We start from the raw sequence: 22726 nt of genomic DNA on the forward strand, positions 1-22726 counted from the left end.
AATTTCTCCTGCGCGGCGACACATCGAAAGCTCAGCAGACCCATCAGCGCGAGAAATTCGCCGTCGCCCGTCCCGGCGCGTTCCCTCCCGCGTGTCGCGCCCACAGCTGGCTTCACGCCCTCGGGCTGGTCACACGACCGGCCGACCATCCCTGTGTTGAGGACGCCCCCTCGGCTCAGGTACCGGCAACGCTCACAGATTGGAACCTCTGCGTTGACTACTGTCCTGGATACCGATTCCCGATTCATCCCTGCACTCGCCCAGGTCGACTACCTGCTGTCCACCAACCGGAGCGCCGCGCGCCGATTGTTCGCCCGCTCGCTCGTCGAGGCCACCCCCGAAGAATTCGGTTTCCTCGACGAGATGGCCGAAATGTTCTCCCGCCACCCCTTCCGCGAGGCCCAATCCTGGCTGACCGGCGTCGCGTTGCGGCGGCCCGAACTCGCCGATCTGATCATCGCCTGCGCCCCGGATACCGATCCCGGCCTGTACTCGCGTCGGCAAGCCGGACTCGACATCGTCGAGGTCGAACTCGAACAGGCGTATCTGCCGCGCAGCGACTTCCGCTGTGGCGGACCCCGCGACCTCGCCCTGCACCGTCCGCCCACCCGCGCCATGGACGCGGCTCGGATGCGTCCGGACCGCGTCGCCGAACGCATCCGACGCCGCCCCCAACCAGCGGCCACTGAACAGATGAGCGAACGCCACCACGCCCAGGCCGCCTACGACGACTACACCACCCGACACGCGTACCGCGTCGACATCGACGAGGCGAGCCCACCGGCTACCGAGCTCGACCGGCGCCCACGCCACAGTGGACGCGTCGACCGACGGCCCGAACTCGCCGACGATCATCGTCGAAGGATGTGGGACACCGTGTACTTCGACCACGTCGCCGACCAGTACACCGTCGAACTGCGCGACGCCTGGGACGCCGCCCGACGCCCCGCCACCGCCGACCGAGCCGCATCCGAGGCACACGCCATGCTGCAAGCCGCCGGTGACCTTCCTGCCACCCGCCGACCCCAGCAACATCAGCGCTCGAGACGCCGGATCAGCGACGCCGAGCGACATGCCTTCGCCAAGGACCGCACCGGAATCGACCCCGATGACGGCCGCGAGTCGATCCCGTACCAAGGCAACGGCATCGATGATGTGCACGCCGCGATGCATCCTGTCGTCGGCTGGCGGTGCGTCTCCTGCTTCATCGAACGCGCCCTCAGTGACCAACGGCCACTGCACCGGCGCGGCGGACACCTCGTCAGTGACGATGGACTCTGCGGGGAATGCCGGGAGACCCTTCACCCGGGTATCCCGAGTCTGCCGCAACCGTTCACCTTCGATCAGTTCGTCCTCAGCCGCTGCCTGTACCTCACTCGCGCCTATCCGCAGGCCGCGGTCGCGCTCTTGGCCGAGGTCTACCGCCGCGCCGCCCCGCATCCGATCTGCCGCATCATCAACCGGTTCTGCCACCATCACTTCGGCGCCCCCGCAGTCGCGGCCAACCGTACCGCCGCACCGGCGACCACGAGGCGCCCCGCACCCGCTCGCACGCCTCGGCGCCCGATGCTCGGCGCCGGACAACACCACGGCCGCTGCGACGGCTGTGTCACACCCACCATCGTCAACGCTGACGGCTACTGCACGCCGTGCCGCATCCGACTCGGCCTGCACTCCCCCACCGACACCAGCGCCGCCTGACCCCGCGTCATCCGCCACGGCCGGGACCGCCGACCACCACACCGACGGTCCCAGCCACGCATCGTCGACCGAGGTTTCCGACAATCCGCTCCCGTCTGCGCCGAGGCGGAGACGCCGCTGAGGCACCTGGCGCGCTGGTTGGGTGCGCGGCTCCCGGGACGACGATCAAACCCGCCTCGTCCGCCGCTCTCATCGAGCACGCTAGAACAACCCGCCTGGCCATGAACCGCGATTCATCCGTTCATCGGCAACGGGACTCTCCTCTTCGGCAAACTCGGCACTACCCCTCGCGTCCCTGTGATCTGCCTCACTTCAGCCGGTTACACCTCTTGCATCTGGGGTATCGGTTCGGCATCGGGCGGTAGTGCTCGCAGCGCTGGTGCAGAGGGCATCAGCTCACCCGGTGGCAGCCAGTCATGGCTCGGGTTTGTCATGGAAGCGTGACCGCGTCCCTCCACAAGATCACCGCCGGTGATGGGTACGAGTACTACACCCGTCACGTCGCTGCGCACGACGCGGCAGAACGTGGCGGCCTCGCGCTGGCCGACTACTACACCGCACGCGGGGAAACTCCCGGGCAATGGATGGGTTCGGGCCTGCCGGATCTGACCATGAGGTTTCAGGACAGGCCAGTCGCTGTCTCGGCGGTCGAGACAGGTTCCGCCGTGACCGCCGAGCAGATGAAGGCTCTGTTCGGGCAGGGTGTGCATCCGCAAGCCGCCAGCATCCGGGCCTCTGTGATCGCTCAGGCGTTGGCGGCGGGCGCTACACGTCGCCAGGCGGCGCGCTCAGCCGAGTTCGCCGCCGCACTGGGCGAGCGGTTTCGCATCTATGCGCCTTCGACGTTTCGACGACGGTGCGCACAGCGCTTCTGCGAGTTCAATACGGCCGGTGGACGGCCCCGTCGTGCGCCGCTTGCCGAGCACGAGCGCGCCCGGATCCGAACGGCTGTCGCCCGCGAGATGTTCGTCGAGGAACTCGGGCGCGGGCCGCTCAACGACCGCGAACTCTCGGCATGGATCGCTCGCCACAATCGTCACACCACAACCGCTGTCGCCGGATACGACTGGACATTCAGCCCGGTCAAGAGCGTCTCGGTCCTGTGGGCGATAGCGCCGCGCACCGTCGCAGAACAGGTCGAGGCCGCGCACCGGGCCGCAGTCGCTGACGCTCTGACCTTCCTCGAACGCCACGCTGCATTCACCCGCCGCGGCCGCAACGGAATCGAGCATCTCGAAATCACCGGACTGATCGCGGCGGTGTTTCAGCACCGCGACTCACGCGCTGGTGATCCGGACCTACACACCCATCTGGTGGTGTCGAACAAGGTCAAGACCAAGGCCGATGGCAGATGGCGCGCCCTCGATGGGTCAATGTTCTACCGATCCGCGGTCGCGGCCAGCGAGGTCTACAACACCCGCCTCGAACTTCACCTGCAATCCTTGGGTGTCCGCTTCGCTGACCGACCCGGCGCGGGTATCGGCAAACCGCCGGTCCGCGAAATCGTCGGCGTGGATGCAGGGTTGGCGCGGTACTGGTCGCAGCGACATGCGCAGGTCGTGGAACGGCTGGGTCGGTTGAGCATCGACTTCCAACGCACGCACGGCCGCGAACCGACGCCAGCAGAAATGTATACGCTCAGCAAGCGCGCCGCGCTGGACACCCGCGCCCGCAAGCAGCACCGCACGCGCGCCGAACAGCGCCAGACCTGGCGCGCACAAGCCATCATCGTTCTCGGCGGACGCCCCGCCTTGGACAACATGCTCGCCACCATCCTCGACGGCCCACCAGCCACCGGCGCCGTGATCGATGAAGCCTGGATCCAGCGGTGCGCTGACGCCGTGATCGAGGCGGTCTCGGCCAAACGCTCGACCTGGAGGCGCTGGCACGTCCGCAGCGAAGTCGAGCGCCGAATCCGCGGCCACGTGACCCGCGACCAGTGGCAGCACGTCGCCGAAGCCCTCACCGCCGCGGCCCTGTCGCCGCCACGGTCGATCCCGCGCGGTGACCCCGACCGGCATGCCGAGCCTGCACTGCGCATCCCACCGGCACTGTTCACCCGCAGCGACGGAACCAGCATCTTCCACCCGGACGACGTCGTCGTCTACACCGCACCGGCAGTGCTGGATCTGGAAGCACGATTGGCCGAAATGTCGCTTCAGGCCGGCGCGCACGCCCTCCCCGCGTATGTGGTCGAGGACGCTATCGCCGACTACAACAGCGACCCCGCCAACCACCGACGGCGCCTCAACGAAGGCCAGACAGCCATGGTGCGCGCGTTCGCGACCTCGCGACGGCGCATCCAGTTCGGCAACGCCCCAGCCGGGTCGGGCAAGACCTCGGCGATGCGGGTGCTCACCCGAGCATGGCTGGAGTCAGGCGGTCGCGTGCTCGGGCTCGCACCCACCGCACGCGCGGCCGCCGTGTTGCAGGCCGATACCGGCGTGCGGGTTGCGACTGTGGACAAGCTTCTTCATGTGCTCGCCCAGCACCATGCGACACCCCAACAGCAGGCAACCGCAGACCCGAATAATCGCCCGTCGCTACCGCAATGGGTCCTCGACATCGACAACCGCACCCTGGTGATCGTCGACGAACACATGCAGATCGCCGACCTGCCCCGGTTGCGGATGTTGACCTACCTGCTCGCGCGTGGCGCCACGATTCGCATGATCGGCGATGACCAACAGCTGCCCGCCGTAAATGCCTCCGGCGCCGCCGCGGACATGATGCGCGGCCACCCGCCCATCAGCCTCACGCACGTCGTGCGCTTCGCCGATACGGCCGAGGCTTCGGCATCGCTGATGCTGCGTGAGGGCCGCGCAGCCGCACTCGGGTTCTATCTCGACCGCAACCGCATTCACATCGGCGCACCCGGCGCCGTCGTGAACTCCGCATTCACTTCATGGCGGCGTGACGACGAACGCGGTCGAGACTCGATCATGCTCGCCCCCACCCACGCTCTCGTCGCTGAACTCAACACCTTGGCGCGTGCCCACCGACTCACCCAGACCGATGCGTCGGACCGCGAAGTGCTCCTCGCCGACGACCTGTCGGCCAGTCGCGGCGACATCCTTCGCACCACGCGCAACGAACCAGCCCTGCCGGTGGGTGAGAGCGACTACGTGCGTAACGGTTACCAATGGGTTCTCGACGCGGTGCACGCCGATGGCAGCATCACCGCGACACACCTGCTGCCCGGCCGCGAGCTCGCCGCCACCGTCCACCTGCCCGCGACCTACGTCGCGACAAGCGTGCGGCTCGGCTACGCCGCCACCATCGACTCCGCGCAGGGCACCACCACCGACACCTGCCACGTGGCACTCAACGGCAGCGAAACACGCAACCAGCTCTACGTGGCGCTCACCCGCGGGCGTCTGGCCAACCACCTCTACCTGACCACCGCCGTCGACGGTAGCGAGCAGTCATTTCTCACCACCCACGCCGCACTCCCGCGCACCGCCGTCGACATCCTGACCCAGATCCTCGCCCGCGACGGCACCGCCGTCTCCGCCCACGCCGACCTGCACCACGCCCGCGACCCCGAGCATCGCCTCAGCCACGCCGTCGACATCTACCTCGACGCCCTCGACCTCGCCGCCAGCGACCTGCTCAGCCATGCCCACACCATCGACCTCGACGCCGCCGCCGAACACATCCTCCCCGGACTGACCAGGCTTCCCGGCTATCGGACCGTACGCCGGCATCTCATCCACATCGCATGCAGCGGAGAAGACGCCGTCGCCGCGCTGCGGGAAGCGGTCAGCGTCCGCGAGCTGTCTACCGCCGCCGAGGTCTGCGCCGTCCTCGCCTGGCGACTCGACCCCCGCGACACCTACTCCACCTCGCCCGGACCACTCCCGTGGCTGCCCGGCATCCCCGACGCCCTCGCCGAACGCGCAGGCATCGTCGACTACCTGCGCGCACGCGCACGCATCATCGCTGTCCTCGCCGAGCAGATCCGACGCCGCGCACGCGACTACACTCCCGCAACCACACCGGCCTGGGCACGACCGCTTCTGGGCGGGGATCCTCGCCTGGTGGCCGAGCTGGCGGTGTGGCGGGCAGCAGGCCACATTCCCGACGAAGATCTACGCCCGTGCGGACCCGCCCGCCGCGCGGCCGCCGAACGACGTCACCAAGAGCTGCTTTCCGCCCGCGCCAACGAAGTGGTCACCGATGGACATCTCGCCGTCACCGTCTGGGCGGCGGCCGCGAAACGCATCAACGGCCGCATCCTCGACGACCCCTTCTGGCCCGTGCTGGCCGACCGGCTCGACACCGCAGCCCGCGCCGGGATCGATATCGAGACCCACCTCTGCGACGCTGCCGCGACCGGCCCGCTGCCGGATGCCATGCCCGCCGCGGCGCTGTGGTTCCGACTCCATGCCCTCACTCTCGACGCCCTCGACACCGGCAATCCCGAGCCGGCCCTGGCACCCCACTTCGCCGAGCAGGTCCGCGCGGCACTCGGCATCGACCTCGGAGACCGTGTGGTGGCCGATTCCGCGTGGCCACGCCTCGTCGCCGCGCTCGAACGGGCCACCGCACACCGTACATCCACCCTCCGCCAAGCGCTGAACACCGCGATCACCTTGATCGATGAACAGCGCGGCGACGACACCGACACCGTGCGCCCCGACCAATACGCACTTGCTCTTGCCTGGCGCATCGACAACCTCATCGACCACGAAGCCGCACAGCCACCCAACGACCGAACCCCCGAACCCCCTGCAGAATCCGAAGACACCCACTCCGAGCTCCCCGACATCGCGTCACCGCCCGACCACGCACCCACACCTCCAGGCGACCCCGCACCGATAACCCGTGCGCGCGAAGGGCAACAGCCGCCGACCGGGACGAACCACGTCGGCGGTAACCCTGCTGACGCACCACAGGACCACTCCGACGATATCCATTCCGTTGCAGCACTTTTCGCCGCAGGCGCTGACCGGACCGCACGCGCCGCGCTGGAGAATCTGCCCGAAGAACACCGGCGCATCCTCCGACGCATCGAAGCAACCCTGCGCCACTATCCCTTCCCCATCGCCCGCGCCCGACTGCAGCAGGCAGCCCTCGACAACCCCCACGCCACCGACCTCATCCAGACATGCATCCCCGCCACCGATCCCGGACTGCACCAGCCCGACCACGACACATCACCCACCACCCACTACACCCGCGACCGGCGGCGAGAAGCACCCCGCGACAACCCCACCCGCAACGATCCCACGCACCTCCGTCAAAGCCCCGGTGTCGACCGTGATGTGCACGAACACCTCGTCGGACGCGTGGACCACATCTATGGCACCAACGACGACCTCCGCACCCACCGCAGAAACCAGTACGGCAGCGGCGAGAACGAGCCCGAACTCACGCTTCCCCGCGATCTTCCCTGTGTGGCGTGCGGCCTCGAACGCCCGCTTCGCGACCCTCGCCCTCCGTCAACAGCCGGCGACGGCTACGACGACGGCCTGTGCAGCGAATGCCGTGCCAACGGGGTTGTCGGCGTGCCGCCCCACCCACCAGGACGAGCCCTGATCGCCCGATGCGAGCACCTCACCACGACCAACCCCGTTCAGCATGCCCTCGCTCTGCTGCGACGCGACTGGCGGCGGCTTCCCCTCGCCCACCGGGTCGCGATGACGACCTGGATCCGTGATCAGAACTCGGAGCACGCCCCGGACGAGGTCAACTCGTTGCTCGCCCTCACCGATGCTCAGCTCGACACCGCCATCGACGATATCCGCGCGGAAATCGCACTGCACACCACCCTGGATGCAGTCTCCAACCGCCGCGACACCACACCGAGCGCCGGCGGCACCCCGATCGAATTGAACTCTGAAGCCCGTGACGCCGTCACCGAGGCCCGCAAGACCGCAGCAATCGTCCACAGCCTGCGGACACGAATCCGGGAGCTGTCGGCCGAAGCCAGTCACGTACGCGCCGCGCTGCCGACGGCGGGCCGGTCCGCTCGCCCCGCCCTCGAACGGCGCCTAAGCGCCGCCGGCCAAAAGAAGCGAGAGCTCGTCACCGCTCTGAACGCCGCTCGCCGTGCCGCCGATGATGCCCGTCAGCAAGCAGAACTCCTCACTCGTCCGCACCCGCGCTTCCAAGGGCTGACTGACGATCGAACAAGCGATCCGCGCAACTCACCAGAGGGCCTTCAGCACGCTAATGACAGTCCAGCGCCGGCACACCTCCTCCGGCGTCTCGACGAACTGACCGCAGAGCGTGAGCGCCGAGATGCATCCGTCCCACGAGAACGTCGGCGTGAAAACACTCACCTCATCGAACAAGGCCTCGAGCAACGAGATCCGTCGCCGCCAACGCCGCCCACCCGATCACGACCGGAAACGACTCGAGGGCCCGTGAGCGACCTCGAGCTATAAGCGTGACTCCTGCACACGCTCTGCAGGTCGCGACGGCTCGTCGCGCGCTGGTCCTTCCCGCACGGCCGCAATTGCCTGCCGCGCGTGTGCGGCCTGGGTAGCCGGAGGGATCCCCCTGACATCGACCGCGAATCGGAGCACTTCCATCGAGGCCGCATACCGCCAACCGTTCGCAGGTCCTTGCTACTTCGGCCGATAGTCGGGGCCGAATCCAAGCTCCTCGAGCGGCGCGCGTCCGCCCGTTGCGAACCAGTTGACAGGGGGCCGTGCCGAGGTGAGCCCTGAAAGGTCATTGTGCTGCTCGGGTGTGCATCGGTGCAGCGGACCGTCCCCGGCGGCGAGAATGACGGCCATGTGGGGGTCGACGTGGTCGACGAACAAGCTGCTGAAGGCCGTGGTGTCATCGCTGCGGCGAGCGATCTCGAATGCACGGTGGACGAGCGCCAGGCGCACCGATGGGCCGTGATGGCGCCACCACTGGCGGCACCAGGTGTAGTTGCCGTCGCGGCCGTTGCCGGCCAGCCGCACGGAGACAACCGGTAGAAGCCACTGTTGCACGAAGTCGCCCACCGTGGGAAACCGCAGTGGTGAGGTCTGGTTCGCGCGCTCGGTCGACGGTTCGGATTGAGTCGCGGGGTAGTCGAACCAGCCGGACGGGACAGGATCCGCAGTCAGGGACGGATGCGGGGTGTGGTGGGTGCGGTTGCAGCGGTGTAGGGGGCCGTTTGCGGCGTCGAGGATGGTTCGCATGTGGGAGTCGACGTGGCGGGTGACGAAGGTCGACACAGCGGCTCCGCCTTGTGCGCGGGCTGCTTCGAACGCTTCGTGCAAGGCTGCGATGCGTACCGAGACGGCACGGTGTGCCCACCATTGGGAGCACCAGGTGTAGGTCCCTTCGCGGTTGGCTTCACCGAGCCGGACCGCGACGAGGGGGAACAGCCATCGATCGGCGAAGGCAACGAAGTTCGGGTATGCGCGAGGTAGTGGTGGCTTCCTGCCGGGACCGCTCATTGCGGCTCCTGGGGGGCTGCGACAGTGATCTGTGGTTGGTCGTCGCCATCGTCGGCGTCGGCAAACTGCGCGAGCGATTGTTCGACGACGTCACGGAACTCTGTGTCGTGCCACCAGATCTTCCGTACGAGAACGGGTTTGTGTCCGGGGAGGCGCACGAGGGCTCTGGTTTTCGGTAGTGCGGCCAGGTCTGCGATGGAGAGGATGGGTTCGGTACGCCACGTCCGGGTGCGGCTGATGCCGGTACTGCTGGTGCTGGTGGAGTAGTCGGCGACGTCGTGGTCTCCGGTGAGTGTTGACCATTGCTGGAGGAAGTCGGTGTCGCCGATCCCTCCGCCATAGACCTCGATGGATTGCGCGCGGATGGCCTTCAGTCCGTGGGAGCCCCAGAGGGTTTCGCCTTGTTCGAGGACTTGTAGGACGGTCATGAGGATGATCCCGTGGCCGCCTGCGTAGGTGTAGTAGTTCGGCAACGCGCCGATCGGGCAGCAGTTGGCGGCTTCGTCGAGGACACCCAGCAGGGGGACGGCGAGGCGGCCGTCGGGTCGGCTGCGGGCGGCGGCGAGGGCGGCTTCCAGAATTTGGCCGACCAGCGCGGCCGTCAGTGGTGCCGCGGAGTCGGGTCCGGACATGCTCAGCGCGTAGAGGGTGTCTGTGCTGGTGACGAAGTGGTCGGGGATGAACTCGGGTAGGTGGTGGGTGGCGGGCTGGGTGTGCGCGGTGATCGTGATCTGGGTGCCGTCGTCGTAGGCGGTGATTGTGCGTCGTTGGGGTGGGGTGATCATGCCTGCGTAGGTGGCGTCGGAGAGGACGTTGAGGAATCGTCGCGCCATGTCGTAGAGGCCGTCGCGTTGGCGAGCGTAGAGGGTCTGTGTCTCGAGGATTCGGTGAGCGGCACGGTGGTGGCCGCCAGCTCGCAGGATCAGCGCCGGCGTTTGGTCCTGGTCCCTTCCGAGCCACTCGGTCACATGCAGCAGATCGCCCCGGGCGGTTGCGGCGGCGAGAAGGTGACATGCCAGCAGTTCTTGTGCGCCACCGTCGAAGTAGGAGTCGACGCGTGAGTCGGCGTCGCGGGACGCGTCGACGAAGAAGGAGGCGAGTTTGCGTGCGGTGGCCATGCTGCGAACGGGGCGGAGGAGGTTGACCCACCAGTTGACGGCTACCGCTCCGGTGACAGCTTGCGGGTCCGATAGCCATACCGTTCCGCGGTGTCGGCGCCCGGTGAGGGTGTGCCGGTAGAGGTCGGGTTTGTTGCTGGTGGCCAGGACTGGGCCCCATCCTGCGAGCACGGCGGGGATCGCCCATGCCATGGTCTTGCCGGTGCGTGTGCCTGCTGCGATGAAGACGCCGAGTTCGGCGGGGACGTGCAGGGGAATGGCGCCGAGGAGGGTCTCCCCGAGCGGGGGGCCTGGCATGGACCGGATGGTGTCGGGCGCGTCGTGCAGTAGGTGCGCTGCGGCGGAGGCGTTGTGTTCGAGGCGGGCGATCGAGAGTGCGGTGGGATGTTGCATGGTGCGCGCGGCGGCGTCGATCTCGGTGTTTCGACCGTGCCGTCGGCGGACGGACTGGGTGATGGCGATCGCGGCGGCGGTGGAGAGTACGACCAGCGGCGGCCACGCTTGCCACGGCCAGGGACGCACCCCGAAGGCGAGTTCGAACAATGCTGCGAGCGGATGCCATTCGATGGGCTGGCCCGCCACGGCCGCCCCGGTCGCCCAGGCGGCCCAGACCAGAGTCAGCACGCCGAGTGTGGCGAGTCCGATCACCAGCAGGGTGAGGTCTTGCCCGAGGCGGGAGCGGCCGCGCCGACGGCTTTCGCGGTTGCCGCTCATCGCCCCGACCATGCCACTGGATGCTCGTCGTGGCACCCTGTCGCAGCGGTGCGGCTGACGTGTCGTGGTGGCGATTGTGTGACAAGGCCCCCGCTCGAGAATGTCTGCGCCCGGGTTCCGCGAGCCGCAATCGTGCGCGTCGGGGTCATAGCTGCGGGCCGGGCGCTGGGGATGGCCTGTCGGGGGCGCTTATGGTCGGTGGGTCGGTGAGCGCTGCCTCGGTGGCGGTGGCGATCAGGGTGGTGCGTAACGCGTCCTTCAACGGTCCTTGGTCAGCGTGGGGTGATATGGAAGATCGGGCGCTGTCGCGCATGTTGTGCAGGCGATGATGGAGGTCGCCGGGGATGGAGGCGAAGCGGCTCGCGAGTTCGAGGGCCATGGCCGGGTCGGTGATTTCGGCATAGGCGTTGGCACCCTCGTCGAGAACCACGTCGTCCTCGCCGTCAGGTCCCGGGTCGAGGACTTGGACGAAATAGCTGTGGGTAGGCCGGTCCCACCCGACAACAACTTCTCGTCCTGGCGGGCTGGGATCGGTGGGTGGGAGGTGGATCCTGTTCACGGCCATCGAAAATCCTCACCTTCTCCAGGTGGCTGTTTCGGTCAGGGACCAGCGTCGGGGCCGGCGTGGGGTTCGGGGTTCCTGCGTGCGGCATCGGACGAGGTGGTGGGTGGCGTTGGAGCGGTGTCGCAGTCCGGCGATGTGGTGGCGCGAATGGACTCGCCGATGGCGGGTCCTGCGTTGTCGGCCTGAGGTGGGTCGCCTGGTGATCTGCGGTGGGCGTCGACAGCGTCGATGGTGTAATCGACGGCCGCGTCGTGGAGGTCGCTGCGTTGCTCCTCGGTCAGCGGGGTTGCCTCGGGGACTGCTGTAGGGTCGAAGCCATCGTTGTGGGCGCGTTCGGCGTAGGCGTCGGCGTCGTGTCGGGCCTGGAATCCCATGTCGGCGGTGGTGGTGGCTGCGGCGAACGCCGCGGCGTCGGCGATGGTCTTGGCGTAATGGCGCTGGCCGGTGGCCAGGGTCTCGGTCAACCCGACGCTTCGTCGTCGCTGTTCGATGCGTTCGGTGATTTCCTGCATCTCGAGCTGATGTTTGTCCGCGGCGCGCTCGTCGCGGCGACGGAGTAGTCGCATCTGTTCGTTGTGTTCGGCGGTGGCGCGCTCGTCGCGGCGTCGGCCTTCGTCCTCGCGGCGCTCGAAGTCGGCCCAGGCGATGTCGCGGCGGGCGCGGCTGAGGTTGAGCTCGGCCTCGTTTCGTGCGTCATCTCGCCGGTTGCGTGCGTCGCTGTCGGCGGCGCGTCGCTGCGCGTCGGCGACTCTGACCATCGTGTCGATCTCGATCTGTGTGCGCCGAGCGGCGTGAGTCGCGATCACCGCCTGATGGGCTTCCTGGTCGCGATAGTCTTTGCTCGCGTCGGCGTAGCGGCGACGTTCCAAGTCCTCGTCGGCGCGCTGATCGCGGCGACGCGCGTTGTGCAGTTCGGTCGAATGCCTGGCTTCGGCTCGGGCGTCTTCGTTGGCGAGGTTGCGCAAGCGGGCATTTGCCAGTGTCGTTTCGCGCTGGATCCGCAGCACGTGCTCGGTGTAGGCGCGCGATTCGGCGCCGCTTCCGCGCAGTAGCCTGCCGGTGAGCTCGCTGGTGCGCAGTGCCGCTGCCACCATCGCGGCGACCGAGCCGCTGGCTTCCTCGACCGATTCAGACATCGCGGCACCGGTCCGTGCCGGTCGGCTGGCCGGTGGCGATGAGCGGATCGGAGTGGCGCGCTGCGCGAGCGGTCAGCATGGCTGCTCTCTCCTCTTGTGGTCGGGGGGTGAGCAGATGCGAAGGGGACCGACTGCTTTCAGCGCGCACATGCTCACCTCCCCTCGTTCCTTTCTCACGACGGCAGGGCACCGTCGTGTCTCATCCCAGCGCAGCCGCCAGGGGTTTCGCTACCGTCGCCGGTAGCGCAATTTGCGTGACCGGTGAGGTTGTGGGGCGCGGTATTCTCCCAGCGCGCGATCACCGGTTGCGGGCTGCCCAGGTAGAGCAGGCGGCGGCTCGGAGGTGTTTCGGCGACAACGATTTCGGGCTGTAGCTGCACGCGGTGGCTGCCGTGGTGCAGGAGCGTCGCGGCGGTGTGGTGTCGGCTGTGGAGCACCGTCGTTGTGTTCCACGCGGCGGCGAATCCGCTGCGTGTGCGGAGGTGGTCGAGGAGCCGGTGTGCGGAATCGGATTCTCGGTGACGTGCCAGGCCGGGCTTGAGCAAGGCCGCCATGAGAGCCGATTCGGCGTCCCAGTTGTGGAGGTGGTGGCGGCCGCTGTCGCTGAAATGCCAGGACACCCAGTTGCGGCCCGGCTCGTCCATCCCGGGGAAGGCACGCGCGAAGCTGGGGTTGGCTGCGATGAGGTTCCACAGGGGGTCGAAGTAGGCTGCCACGATGCCGCCACTGTCGAAATCAGTCAGTCGATCGGTGAGTGTTCGAAGGTCTTCAGTTGGTGTGCATAGTGTTTCGGGTAGTGGTTGCGGTGGGTCGCGCAGGGTGTGCAGGTAGGCGGCTTGGTCGGCGGTCAGTTGGTAGCCCTCGGCGACGAGGCGCAGCGCATCCGCGGTGGGGGTTCGGATGCCGGTTTCGACTTGGGACAAGTAGTAGACGCTGAGCCCGATCCGTTGGGCGGCGCGTTCGCGCGGCAGCGACCGCCCGGTGCGCGCGATGATGATGTTCTCGCGGACTTGGCGCAGGAAGCTGCCCAAGCTCGGCATTCGGACCGTTTCTGGGACGGAAGTCCGGGAGGCCTGTTGAACGTGGCGGTGCACGACGGCGCGCGCCTGCCGCCGCGTGAGTGGTGTTTCCCTGTCGTGAGCCGGGTTCATTGCGCTCGGTAGGACGCGAGCCGCCAGCCGCCGTCGGTGCGCTCGACCTCAGCGATCAGTGCCAACCTCCGGTAGGGCGTCGCGGTGCCGTCACGGTGCAGTACTTGCTGGGCGACAGTGATGTACACCGAGGCGCGTCGGTCGACGACGGAGACGCCCGCCTGGTCGGTGGTGGCGACCACGATGTCGCCGGACTCGGCCCACGCCCGCCATGGGCCCGGTTCGCGGATCTCCGAGCCGGCAGCGGAGGCATCGGCATCGTGGGCCAGCGCGCCGGTCAACCATGGCCGGGCAGCAGCAAAGTTCTCCCCGGAGCTGGCCGATCCGGGTCGCCAGGTGAACATCGCCGTCAACGCGCGGTCGGCGACGACCACGGGGGCGGCGGTCGCCGGGTCCGGGCCGAGAATGCGGGCGTCCGCGTCAGAGGGTCTGTCGTGACGGTGCACCTGCCCGTCGTGCAATGCGGGGGCGCGGTGAGAATCGGAGTGATCGGCGGTCAGCGCGCCGGCAACGGCGGCAGCGCCTGCAAGTGCGGCCACGATCAGCGGGGCGCGCATCCCGCGAGCGTGTGCGCGGCAGGAGTGGTTTCGGCTGTGTGGCATGGCGTTCTCAGCTGAGGGTGGTGCTGTAGTGGCGGGCTTGGGCGAGAATCGTGTCGACGTAGGGGCGGGTTTGGACCTGGTAGTCGCTGTGGCCGGTGGGGAATCCGCCTGAGCGCAGGACAGCGCCTTCTCCGGCGTTGTAGGCGGCCAAGTACAGCTCGAGCGGATTGTGGGTGGTCACCGCGCCCTCGGCGATCCAGCTGTCGATCTTGCGGGCCAGAGCGCACATGTAGCGGCCCTGGCCGGTGATCGCGTCGGCGGGCTCCCAGACGCTGGCGGTTCCGTTGCCGTCGGCGTCGATGACGTAGGGGCGGCCGTCGTCGGGGTTCATTGCCGCGGCGGTCCCGGGCAGGAACTGCGCGATTCCTTGGGCGCCTGCGGAGCTTTCGGCGTTCGGGTTGAATCCGGATTCCTGCTTGCCTTGGGCGGCGAGCAGGGATGCGGTGATCTGTGGGCAGAGTGTTCCGGCGTGCCTGTACCACTGTTCGTACTCGTCGGGCACTGCACCGGGGGCGAGGTCGTCGTGTCCGGACTCGGATATGGCGGCCTCGCATCCGGTGGGCGCCGCAGGAGCGGCGTGGTCGCTGGTGTGGTCGTCGGCGGTGACGCTGATGTGCACGTGGTCGTAGTGGTCGAGGGTGGGGTCGCCGGTCTCGGGCATCTGCTGGTTCGTGTGGGTGGTGTCGCGGTATACGCCGCGCCAGATGGTGTAATCGATCGCGAGCTCGGTGCCACGGTCCATGACGTAGTTGCGGATGTCGTCGCCCAGAGCCTTGCCGCGGCCGCTGAGGTAGTCGGGGATCATCACGTCGATGGCTCGTCCGTCAGGGTGGTCGGCGATCGGATCGCCGGGGGCGGCGGGTCGCCAGGTTTCGAATCGCGTGACCTGCGGGTAGTGCGCGGCCAGCTCACGCAGCACCCGTACAGCGTTGACCTGTAGTCCTTTCTCGGAGCCCTTGTTCGGTGGAAGCGGGGGCAGGCCGGGATCGGTTTCTGGTGCGGATCTGGTGAAGGGCGCGGGGTCCGTTGCGGCGACATCGGGGGCCACGGTCGGGAGTCGTGGTGTGGTGAATGGCGTGCTGGGTTCGCTGGCGCCGGTCAGCCACTGGTTCGGGTCGGTCGCGGTGCCTCCTGCCAATCGTGTTCCGCCGGTCCAGGTTTCGAAGTGCAGGTGCGCTCCTCCCGGCCCGGCGGGCACGGTCTGGCCGTTGTAGCCGACGCGGGCGATCTGCTGACCGGCGTGGACGGTCTGGCCGGTGGTGACCAGGACATCGTCGGCGAACATGTGCCCGTAGACGGTGGAGGAGACACCGTCGGGCAGGTTGTGGTCGAGGACCACCCAGGTGCCGAACCCTGACGCCGGGCCGGCTTGGGCGACGACTCCGGCGGAGGCGGCATAGATCGGAGTGCCAGGTTCGGCAGCCCAATCCGATCCGTAGTGGAAGGTACCTGCGCGCGGCCCGAACCCGGAGGTGAGGGTGTAGGTGTCGGCCTTCATCGGCCTGACCTTGTGTCCTTCGTCGGCCGAAACGGCGACAGCGTCGGGCACAGGGGTGCAGGCGTCTGGGCCGTGTGGTGGGGCGAGGACGACCAGGATCACGACGATCACCGGCAGCACGACACACGCGGACACAGCCAACATGACCGCTTTCACCGTCCCACCGCCTGCCGGCCGCCTGCGATGTCGGTCATCTCGGGGCTGTCGTGGGTGTCGAAGGTGGCGAAACGGGTGTTGGTGTCGTGGATGCCGGTGGCGCGTTCGGTGGCGGTGAGTTCGACGAGGAACGGGATGCCGGGTTGCCGGGACTCGCCGATCTTGAGCAGGAACTTCCCTGTTCCGGGCGGGGTGGGACGGACGGCGCCGGGCCCGATCGCCTCCCCGGTGAGCGCTTGCGGGGCTGACCAGCTGGTGACCATGGCGCGTTCGGCGGCGGTGAAGGGGATGATCTGTTGCAGCCGGGTGACTTCTTCACCGGGAAGGGCGCCGAGGATCTTGGCCCGAGCGCGTTCGAGGAAGCCGAGAGCGCGCTGGATGGCGGCGTCGCTGCCGAGGGATTGCAGGTCTTTGATCGTGTGGCTGATCATGATCAGGGAGGTGGCCATGCCGCGCTGCAGACGGGTGAGTTCGTCGACGCGTTCGACCATGAACTCCCCCAGCCCGAGAACCTGCCACAGTTCGTCCATGACGACCTGGAAGTAGCGTTGCGGGGCGAGACCGGCATCGGTCAGCGTGTTGAGCGCTTCGATTGCGGAAAATCCGGCACCCCAGCAGGCCAGCATCACCGCGGCCTTGAGTTTGCGGTCCCCGGGCGGGATGTGGGAGACGTCGATGCACACCGCGGTCGCGTCCAAGCGCAACGGCACGGTGGTGTGGCCATTGAAGACCCGCCCGAATGGGCCTTTGGTCAGCGCGCGCAACGACTGCCGCAAGGGGACGATCGCGCTGAGATAGCGGTCGTCGCTGTCGGCGGCCGCATCCAGACGCAGCTCGCTACCGCCAGCGACGATGACCTCGAGCAGGTCTTCCAGCAGCGGTGGATGCTCGGGGGTGAATCCGCGGCCGCCATCCGCAACAGGTGTGATGAGCAGGTCCAAGGCGGTGGCGATCACCGTGTGCTCGTAGTCGGCGACACGGTGACCGCGCACGAGTTCGATGAGCGCGCACACCAGCGCGATCTGGCGGGCGCGCAGTTCCAGCGCAAGGGTTTGGGCGCGTTCGGTGTCCCCGGCGTGCTCGAGCCGGTCCACGATCTCGCCCATGACGCCGGGATCGAGTGGGTTGAGATGGCCGTAGCCGTAGCCGAGATCGATGACCTGGCCTCCCACCAACTCGACCAGTCTGCGGTAGTCGGGTTTGACGTCGGCGAGGATCAAGGGGGTGATGCCCTGAGCGATACCACCGAGGACGATGCGCCGCACCAGCGACGATTTGCCGAACCCGTTGAGACCGAGGACGAACAAGCTCGGGGCGGTGATGAACCCGCCCCGTTGGAACCAATTCAGCGGGTCGAAACACACCGGCGCCCCGGTGCGCAGATGCGGTCCCAGGGGCGTGCCGACAAGGGGGGCTCCGGCCCCGACCGACCACGGCCACAAACCGACGACCTGGGCGGTGGTGCCGCGCCATTCGGCGGGCCGGCCGACCGCCGAGACGCGGCCTCCGGTGGGGCCGGCGAACCCGGTTGGGGTCAACCGCAGCCGCGGCCGGTCGGTCGGATCGAGATCGTCTCCGGCGGCCAGTGCGTCGAGGTTGCGGCGGCGGTGTGCGTCGCGGGCCAGCAGCACCCCGGCCCACCAGCCCCGCACTCCCCTGGTGCGGCGCAGCCGTTCGAGTCGTGTGCGTTCACCTGCCCCCAGCACCTTCGGCCCACCCGGGCGAGCGGACCCCGGTTGCGGGGAAGGGACGGAATACGACGTGTGGCCATGATCGGGGGACATCGCCGTCAGCCTTCGAGTGTCTCGGGAGTGGTGGCGTGTTCGGGCAGGATGACGCCCACGCCGAGGCCGGCGGCGAAGGCCGCCGATTGGTAGGCGTGGCAGCGGCGGATCGACAGCCGCGCTTGGGTCGAGAGGTCGTGGACCAGGGCGTCCAGCCGCGGCAGGTCGTCCCCGCGGGGTGTGGTGAGGGTGATGAGTATGCCGTAGCGGGTCAGCCCGTGCCCGCGCGCTTGCTCCTGGCGGGCTTGCTCGGCCGTGGCGACGCGGATACCGGCGCCCGCCGACACCAGCCCGCCGCGGGTGTTCTGCTCGGCGACACGCGCGTTGCGGTAGTCGCTGTCGACGATGTGGGTGGCCTCGGCCGCCGAGTGCGGCCGATAGACCACGGCGACACGTTTGCGTGGCAGGTCCGGGTTGGGAGCCAGGAGTCGTTCGAGCACCCGTTCATCGACGACACCGGCGGGTGCCCTGGTCATCTCCCACGTGATCGACACCGCGCCGGCGTGTTCGAGCCGGTCATAGCATTGGCGTTCATCCGCCGGGCCTGCCATGGACCAGTCGACGCAGTGACCGGCCGGGTCCGTAGCGGCGGCTTCCAGGTCGGGTTGGGCGGCAGGATCGTAGGCACGGCGCACGAACGAGGTGATCTGCGCGGCGGTCATGGGGGTAGTGCGGACCCCGGCCTCGGCCACGGCGGCGAGGATGCCGGGCAGGCGGCGCCCGATCTCGAGGGCTTGCTCGGCAGGGATCTTGCGTCGTTCGGGGGTGGTGGCCTCGAAGGTGATCGCGATCCGCGCGTCGAGTTGAACGCGTTCGGTGGCCAGCTGGTCGGCCAGCTCCCCCATCACCTGCGCGGCCAGATCCGGGGCATCGGGTCGGGTCAGCGTAGCGACCTCGGCGAGCAACCGATTGCCGGTCTCGGGCACGGTATCGACAACCGCGACAATGGCTTTGACATCGGGGGCGCTGCCCAGCGATGCCAGAAAGCTGCCCCACGCGGCCACCCACTGGTCGATGAGGTCTTGGTCGACGGCTTCGCCGCCCTGGGGCCAGGCGCGCAGCACGACGGTGTACTCGTCGAACCTGGGCAGGTGGATCATGCCGAACCGGTGACCGTCGACGGTGCGGCTTTCGTAGAGCCGGGTCGGTGCGAGCAGTCCAGGTAGTCGTGCGGCTCCGCCGGGGATGGCGGAAAACGAACCCGAGCGGTAGAAGTGCTCGCCGCGGCGTCCGCCGCGCCACCACTGCCACAGCAGCAGCGCGCGCACATAGCCAGTTCGCCCGCCGATCTGGATGACCAGCGGGGCGGTGATCATGACGCCGACGGCCAGGGTGATCGCGGCGGCGCGCAGCCCGAACACCGCTTGGGTCAGCACGACGACGATGATCACGGCACCGGCAGTCAGCATCGCGACCCAGGACAAGCCGAACAGGCCTTCACTCCGGGGCCGTGAGCCCGCGCTGTAGGTGCGTTCGCGGTAATCGCTCATCGACGGTACGGTCCTGTCTGTCTCGAAGGTGTCAGCGCGTCACCGCGGTATGTCGTGCCCGCCTGGGCCACGGCGAGGCGTGATGGATCCGGTGGATTCCGGCGCGGAACCGGCGGTGTCCTCGCCCAGCCGGTCCACCGCCCGGGCGACACCGGTGGCGCGGGCCGCGGCCCGCGTAACGTCCGCAGCCGCCCCGGCGGTCCCCGGGGCACCGGCGCCAGAGGGGCGTGAGCGGGCGGCACCGGCCGGTCCAGTACGCGCGACCGCCCCGCCCCTGCCCGATCCGCCAGGAAGCCCCGGCAGCGCGCCGCCGCTGCGGGGCAGCGCCGGCCGCGGGCCCGGCGGCGGGTTCCCGGGAGGGCCGGTCGGGTCAGTGCCCGGCGGCGGGGCCTGGCGGGGTACGGAGGCGTCCCCTGCGGCGAGCACGCCGCGCGCAGCGAACGCTTTGACCCCTGCCCCTGCCGCCAGCGCGGCGCCGGCCACCGCACCAGTCGCGACCGCGCCACCGCCGCCGGATCCCATCACCGCCAGTGCGGGGGCGACCAGCCGCATCAGGGCGGGCAGCACGAACGCCGCACTGCACAGCAAGACGACTCCGACCAACGCGCGGTGAGCCGATTCGGCGGTGTACCGGTCCTGGGCAGCGTCGGTGTTGGTCTGGTCCGCGGTGACGAAGGCGACCATGTACACCAGTGCCGCGACCGGCTTGAACAGCAGGAACGCCACAATCCACGCGGTGAGCTTCTGGAAGGACTGTCGCCCACCGCTGGTGCCCGAGGCAGCCGCGGCCAGCGGGTAAATCGCGACGGCGACGACGAGCAGGGCCTGGCGGATGATGGTGAGCACCGCCATCGCCCCGGCGCCGATCATGCCGACCAGCGCGACGACGAAGATGAAGCCGGGGCTGAAGGCCATCAGCTCGGTGTGCAGGAGTAGTTCGGTGGCACCGCGGGCGTTGCCGTCGGTGACGTCGGCGATCAGCCAGCTCGTAAAGCCGTCGCTCATGCGGGCGCCAGCCAGGATTGCCGCACCGGCCACCCAGCTGCTGGCAGCGGTGCGTGCCATCATCTGGAAGGCTTCGTGGGCGTGTTCGGCGGCCAAGTGGGCGCGCGCGATGCCGATACGTGCTGCCGAGATCGCGATCGAGATCGCCAGCAGCCACACTTGCAGCTGGCGGGTGTAGTCATCGACGCGCATCCACAGCGTGGGTGCGTTCGGGTCCGAGCCCGCCAAGATCGTGTCGTTGGGGAGATAGGTCCAGGCCACGCTGATTTCGAGCACGTCGCCCAGGCCGTCGAGGAGGATCGCGGTGACCTCGCCCATCGTGGTGTCCCACAGTTTCGTGGTCGCGGCGTCGACGGCCTGGCCGGGGTGCGAGGCCACGTTGCCCGCCTTGCAGACTGCCGAGGCGAGATCTGCCGCCATCGACCCCACCACCGGTATCTGAGTCATCTGATCGTGCAGCTCGTTGCAGGTCTGGTCGAAACCGAACGTGGTCGCCGATTCCGATTCCGCCGGCGGTGACGGCGTGGTCGGTGGTTGCGCGACGGCGGCGACGGGGGTGAGCATCATCGCGATCAGCGCCGCGAGGGCACAGACTCGGGCCAGCCGTGTCCATCGTGTCAGGACCATCGCGTCCACCCCGTCAACGTGGTGATCGTCGCGGTCGGCAGCTGTTCCCCGCTGCCCCGGAGCCGCCAGTCCCCGTCCACCCACACCATCGGTACGCGCGTCGTGATCCACGACGCGGACTGGTGCGGTGGTTGGACGCGCACGGCCAAGCCGATGACGGCGAGGTCCTCGGCATAGGATTCGACGCGAAAGGCGTCGTGCGCGATCAAGGTTCGGGTGAGCGCGGCCGGTTGTTGCTGGGGTAGGCGGCCGGAGGCGATGCCGGCGTCGAAGCGCGCCCTGTCGGCGTCACTGAGCACCAGGCGCTGCGCCAGCACAGCCCGGTCCCCCGGGCGGGCGATCACTTGGTAGACGCTCATCGCTGCGGCCAGCGCCGCCCCTTGTGGGGTGTGGGCGTAGCCGCCGGCGACACCGTCGCGCATCACGATGGGGCCGTCAGAGGTCGAGAACGGCACCACCGCACCGTGTACCCGCTGCCACCCGCCCGGCTCGTCCAGCCCTGCCGGTGCGGCGGTGAGCCAGTCCAGGTCCGCGGACGCACGGGTCGGGCTCGTTTGCGGTCGCAAGTGACCGGCTGGGTCGGCGGGGATGTCGACGCGGCGCCCGAACTGGTCGATCTCGGGCACGCCGAACCCCGTTGTGGGCCCGGTCGATGTGGCGACCGGGCCATGCGGGATCGACGACGGAGTGGTGGGCGTGTCCTCGTCGGCGCTGCGGTGGCCGACGAACGCGGCAGCGGCCGCGACCGCCACGAGGGCAAGTGCCGCAGCCGAGATGACCGGCAGTGGACGCGAACCGCGAGTTCGCTCGTCCTTGGCGCTCATCTGGGTGCCTCCAGCGGCACAGCAGCACCGACGGCAGGCACCGCGACCACCACCGGGTCGGTTGACGCGGGGTCGGGCAGGTGCAGGCGCCAGTCGTTGCCGACCCAGGTGACGGTGGCGATGTTGACGGCGACCGAGGTATCGGGGAAGGAGGTGTAGATCTGCACCCGCGCGCGGTCGGGGGTGTAGTCGGTGATGGTGTAGCCGCGCAGGCGAGGAGCGGTCGCTGAGTCGGCTGTGCCGGTCACCGACACCAGCACTCGTCCCGCCGCCCAGCTGTCCTTGCCGGGTCCTGGTGCAAGTTCATGCGCGGCGACGGAGGCCCAGTGGTCATCGGGAGCCAGCGACATGCGGACGGTGTGCACCATCGCCGCCAGGGCCGCGCCCTGCGGGCTGCGCGCGAAACCTGTTGCTGCGGTGTCGGTGTGGTGTGCCGGCCCGTCGATGCCGATGGGGATGGCCACGCCGCGGTAGTCGCGCCAGTGCACCTGGGCGGGAACAGCCACCAGATCAGCAGGCCGCTGACGCCCGGGATCAGAGGCGGCACCACCGTCGTCGACGCAACCAGAGGCCGACGCCAGTGCGGCGACCGAGGCGAACGCTGCCACGCGTCGGCGCCAGCGAAGGTACGGAAACTCATGCATGGAAGGCTCTTTCGTCACAGGATGCGATCACAGTGCGAGGTCGATGAGCAGGGACCCCGCCACCGGCCAGGCGGCGCTCGCCAGGATCCAGGACAGCAGGACCCGCACCACTTCAGCCGGACCTGGTGGCGGGCCGGGGGGTGGATGGAAGTACTCCCAGCCGGCGCGGCCGCCGACGACTGCCAGTTTGCAGATCAGCGCGGCTTCGACCAGCCACAGCAGCCAGGTGAACAACTGCCGCAACGGCTCGGTCACGTCGGCGGGCAGTTGCTTGTACGCCAGTAGGGTTGACACCATCTGCCTACCGA

14 protein-coding genes are annotated in these 22726 nt (G+C 68.7%); 2 read left to right on the plus strand and 12 right to left on the minus strand.

Going from position 1 to position 22726, the window contains the following annotated elements:
• Nucleotides 1-213: 213 nt before the first annotated feature.
• On the plus strand, nucleotides 214-1701 hold the full coding sequence (locus tag CRM89_RS10825; protein WP_098083907.1) for a hypothetical protein: 1488 nt from the start codon (nucleotides 214-216) through the stop codon (nucleotides 1699-1701).
• A 440-nt stretch (nucleotides 1702-2141) separates the two neighbouring features.
• Entirely contained in the window at nucleotides 2142-8093 is a 5952-nt protein-coding gene (gene mobF / locus CRM89_RS10830; RefSeq protein WP_172964488.1) for a MobF family relaxase, read from the plus strand.
• Between the two features lie 183 nt (nucleotides 8094-8276).
• Here mobF and CRM89_RS10835 read toward each other — a convergent pair whose 3' ends face one another.
• The 12 genes from CRM89_RS10835 to CRM89_RS10895 form a co-directional block, all read right to left on the minus strand.
• Entirely contained in the window at nucleotides 8277-9104 is an 828-nt protein-coding gene (locus CRM89_RS10835; protein ID WP_098083909.1) for a DUF4913 domain-containing protein, read from the minus strand.
• Nucleotides 9101-10936 (minus strand): type IV secretory system conjugative DNA transfer family protein, encoded by a 1836-nt coding sequence (locus CRM89_RS10840; RefSeq protein WP_172964489.1) that lies wholly within the window; start codon nucleotides 10934-10936, stop codon nucleotides 9101-9103. The genes CRM89_RS10835 and CRM89_RS10840 overlap by 4 nt, the downstream gene beginning before the upstream one ends.
• Nucleotides 10937-11081: 145 nt before the next feature.
• Nucleotides 11082-11366 carry a hypothetical protein gene (locus CRM89_RS10845; RefSeq protein WP_127516148.1) on the minus strand — a complete coding sequence of 95 codons (285 nt, stop codon included), beginning with the start codon at nucleotides 11364-11366 and terminating at the stop codon, nucleotides 11082-11084.
• Between the two features lie 170 nt (nucleotides 11367-11536).
• On the minus strand, nucleotides 11537-12637 hold the full coding sequence (locus tag CRM89_RS10850) for a hypothetical protein (protein ID WP_098083912.1): 1101 nt from the start codon (nucleotides 12635-12637) through the stop codon (nucleotides 11537-11539).
• Nucleotides 12638-12810: 173 nt separating this feature from the next.
• The gene (locus CRM89_RS10855; RefSeq protein WP_172964490.1) at nucleotides 12811-13668 is read right to left on the minus strand and encodes a helix-turn-helix domain-containing protein; all 858 of its coding nucleotides are present in this window, start codon (nucleotides 13666-13668) and stop codon (nucleotides 12811-12813) included.
• Between the two features lie 116 nt (nucleotides 13669-13784).
• Nucleotides 13785-14345, minus strand: coding sequence for a hypothetical protein (locus CRM89_RS10860; RefSeq protein ID WP_098083914.1), 561 nt, complete (start codon nucleotides 14343-14345; stop codon nucleotides 13785-13787).
• Nucleotides 14346-14397: 52 nt separating this feature from the next.
• Entirely contained in the window at nucleotides 14398-16032 is a 1635-nt protein-coding gene (locus CRM89_RS10865; protein WP_127516150.1) for a M23 family metallopeptidase, read from the minus strand.
• Between the two features lie 8 nt (nucleotides 16033-16040).
• A complete protein-coding gene (locus CRM89_RS10870) occupies nucleotides 16041-17750 on the minus strand; it encodes a hypothetical protein (protein WP_195039642.1) in 1710 nt (569 codons plus the stop codon).
• Between the two features lie 83 nt (nucleotides 17751-17833).
• Nucleotides 17834-19318, minus strand: coding sequence for an SCO6880 family protein (locus tag CRM89_RS10875; RefSeq protein WP_098083916.1), 1485 nt, complete (start codon nucleotides 19316-19318; stop codon nucleotides 17834-17836).
• A gap of 39 nt (nucleotides 19319-19357) precedes the next feature.
• Entirely contained in the window at nucleotides 19358-21061 is a 1704-nt protein-coding gene (locus CRM89_RS32255; protein WP_127516152.1) for a hypothetical protein, read from the minus strand.
• Between the two features lie 709 nt (nucleotides 21062-21770).
• The gene (locus CRM89_RS10890) at nucleotides 21771-22280 is read right to left on the minus strand and encodes a hypothetical protein (RefSeq protein WP_229434685.1); all 510 of its coding nucleotides are present in this window, start codon (nucleotides 22278-22280) and stop codon (nucleotides 21771-21773) included.
• 165 nt (nucleotides 22281-22445) lie between these two features.
• Nucleotides 22446-22715, minus strand: coding sequence for a hypothetical protein (locus CRM89_RS10895; protein WP_098083920.1), 270 nt, complete (start codon nucleotides 22713-22715; stop codon nucleotides 22446-22448).
• Nucleotides 22716-22726 lie beyond the last annotated feature (11 nt).

This window comes from Nocardia sp. FDAARGOS_372 (genome assembly GCF_002554515.1).
In the GTDB taxonomy this organism is placed as follows: Bacteria; Actinomycetota; Actinomycetes; order Mycobacteriales; family Mycobacteriaceae; genus Nocardia; species Nocardia farcinica.

Coding starts and splice junctions, on each gene's coding strand:
- CRM89_RS10850 (WP_098083912.1), bottom strand. CDS start 12,637: ATGTCTGAATCGGTCGAGGAAGCCAGCGGCTCGGTCGCCGCGATGGTG.
- CRM89_RS10865 (WP_127516150.1), bottom strand. CDS start 16,032: ATGTTGGCTGTGTCCGCGTGTGTCGTGCTGCCGGTGATCGTCGTGATC.
- CRM89_RS10875 (WP_098083916.1), bottom strand. CDS start 19,318: ATGAGCGATTACCGCGAACGCACCTACAGCGCGGGCTCACGGCCCCGG.
- CRM89_RS10835 (WP_098083909.1), bottom strand. CDS start 9,104: ATGAGCGGTCCCGGCAGGAAGCCACCACTACCTCGCGCATACCCGAAC.
- CRM89_RS10895 (WP_098083920.1), bottom strand. CDS start 22,715: ATGGTGTCAACCCTACTGGCGTACAAGCAACTGCCCGCCGACGTGACC.
- CRM89_RS10860 (WP_098083914.1), bottom strand. CDS start 14,345: ATGCGCGCCCCGCTGATCGTGGCCGCACTTGCAGGCGCTGCCGCCGTT.
- CRM89_RS10840 (WP_172964489.1), bottom strand. CDS start 10,936: ATGAGCGGCAACCGCGAAAGCCGTCGGCGCGGCCGCTCCCGCCTCGGG.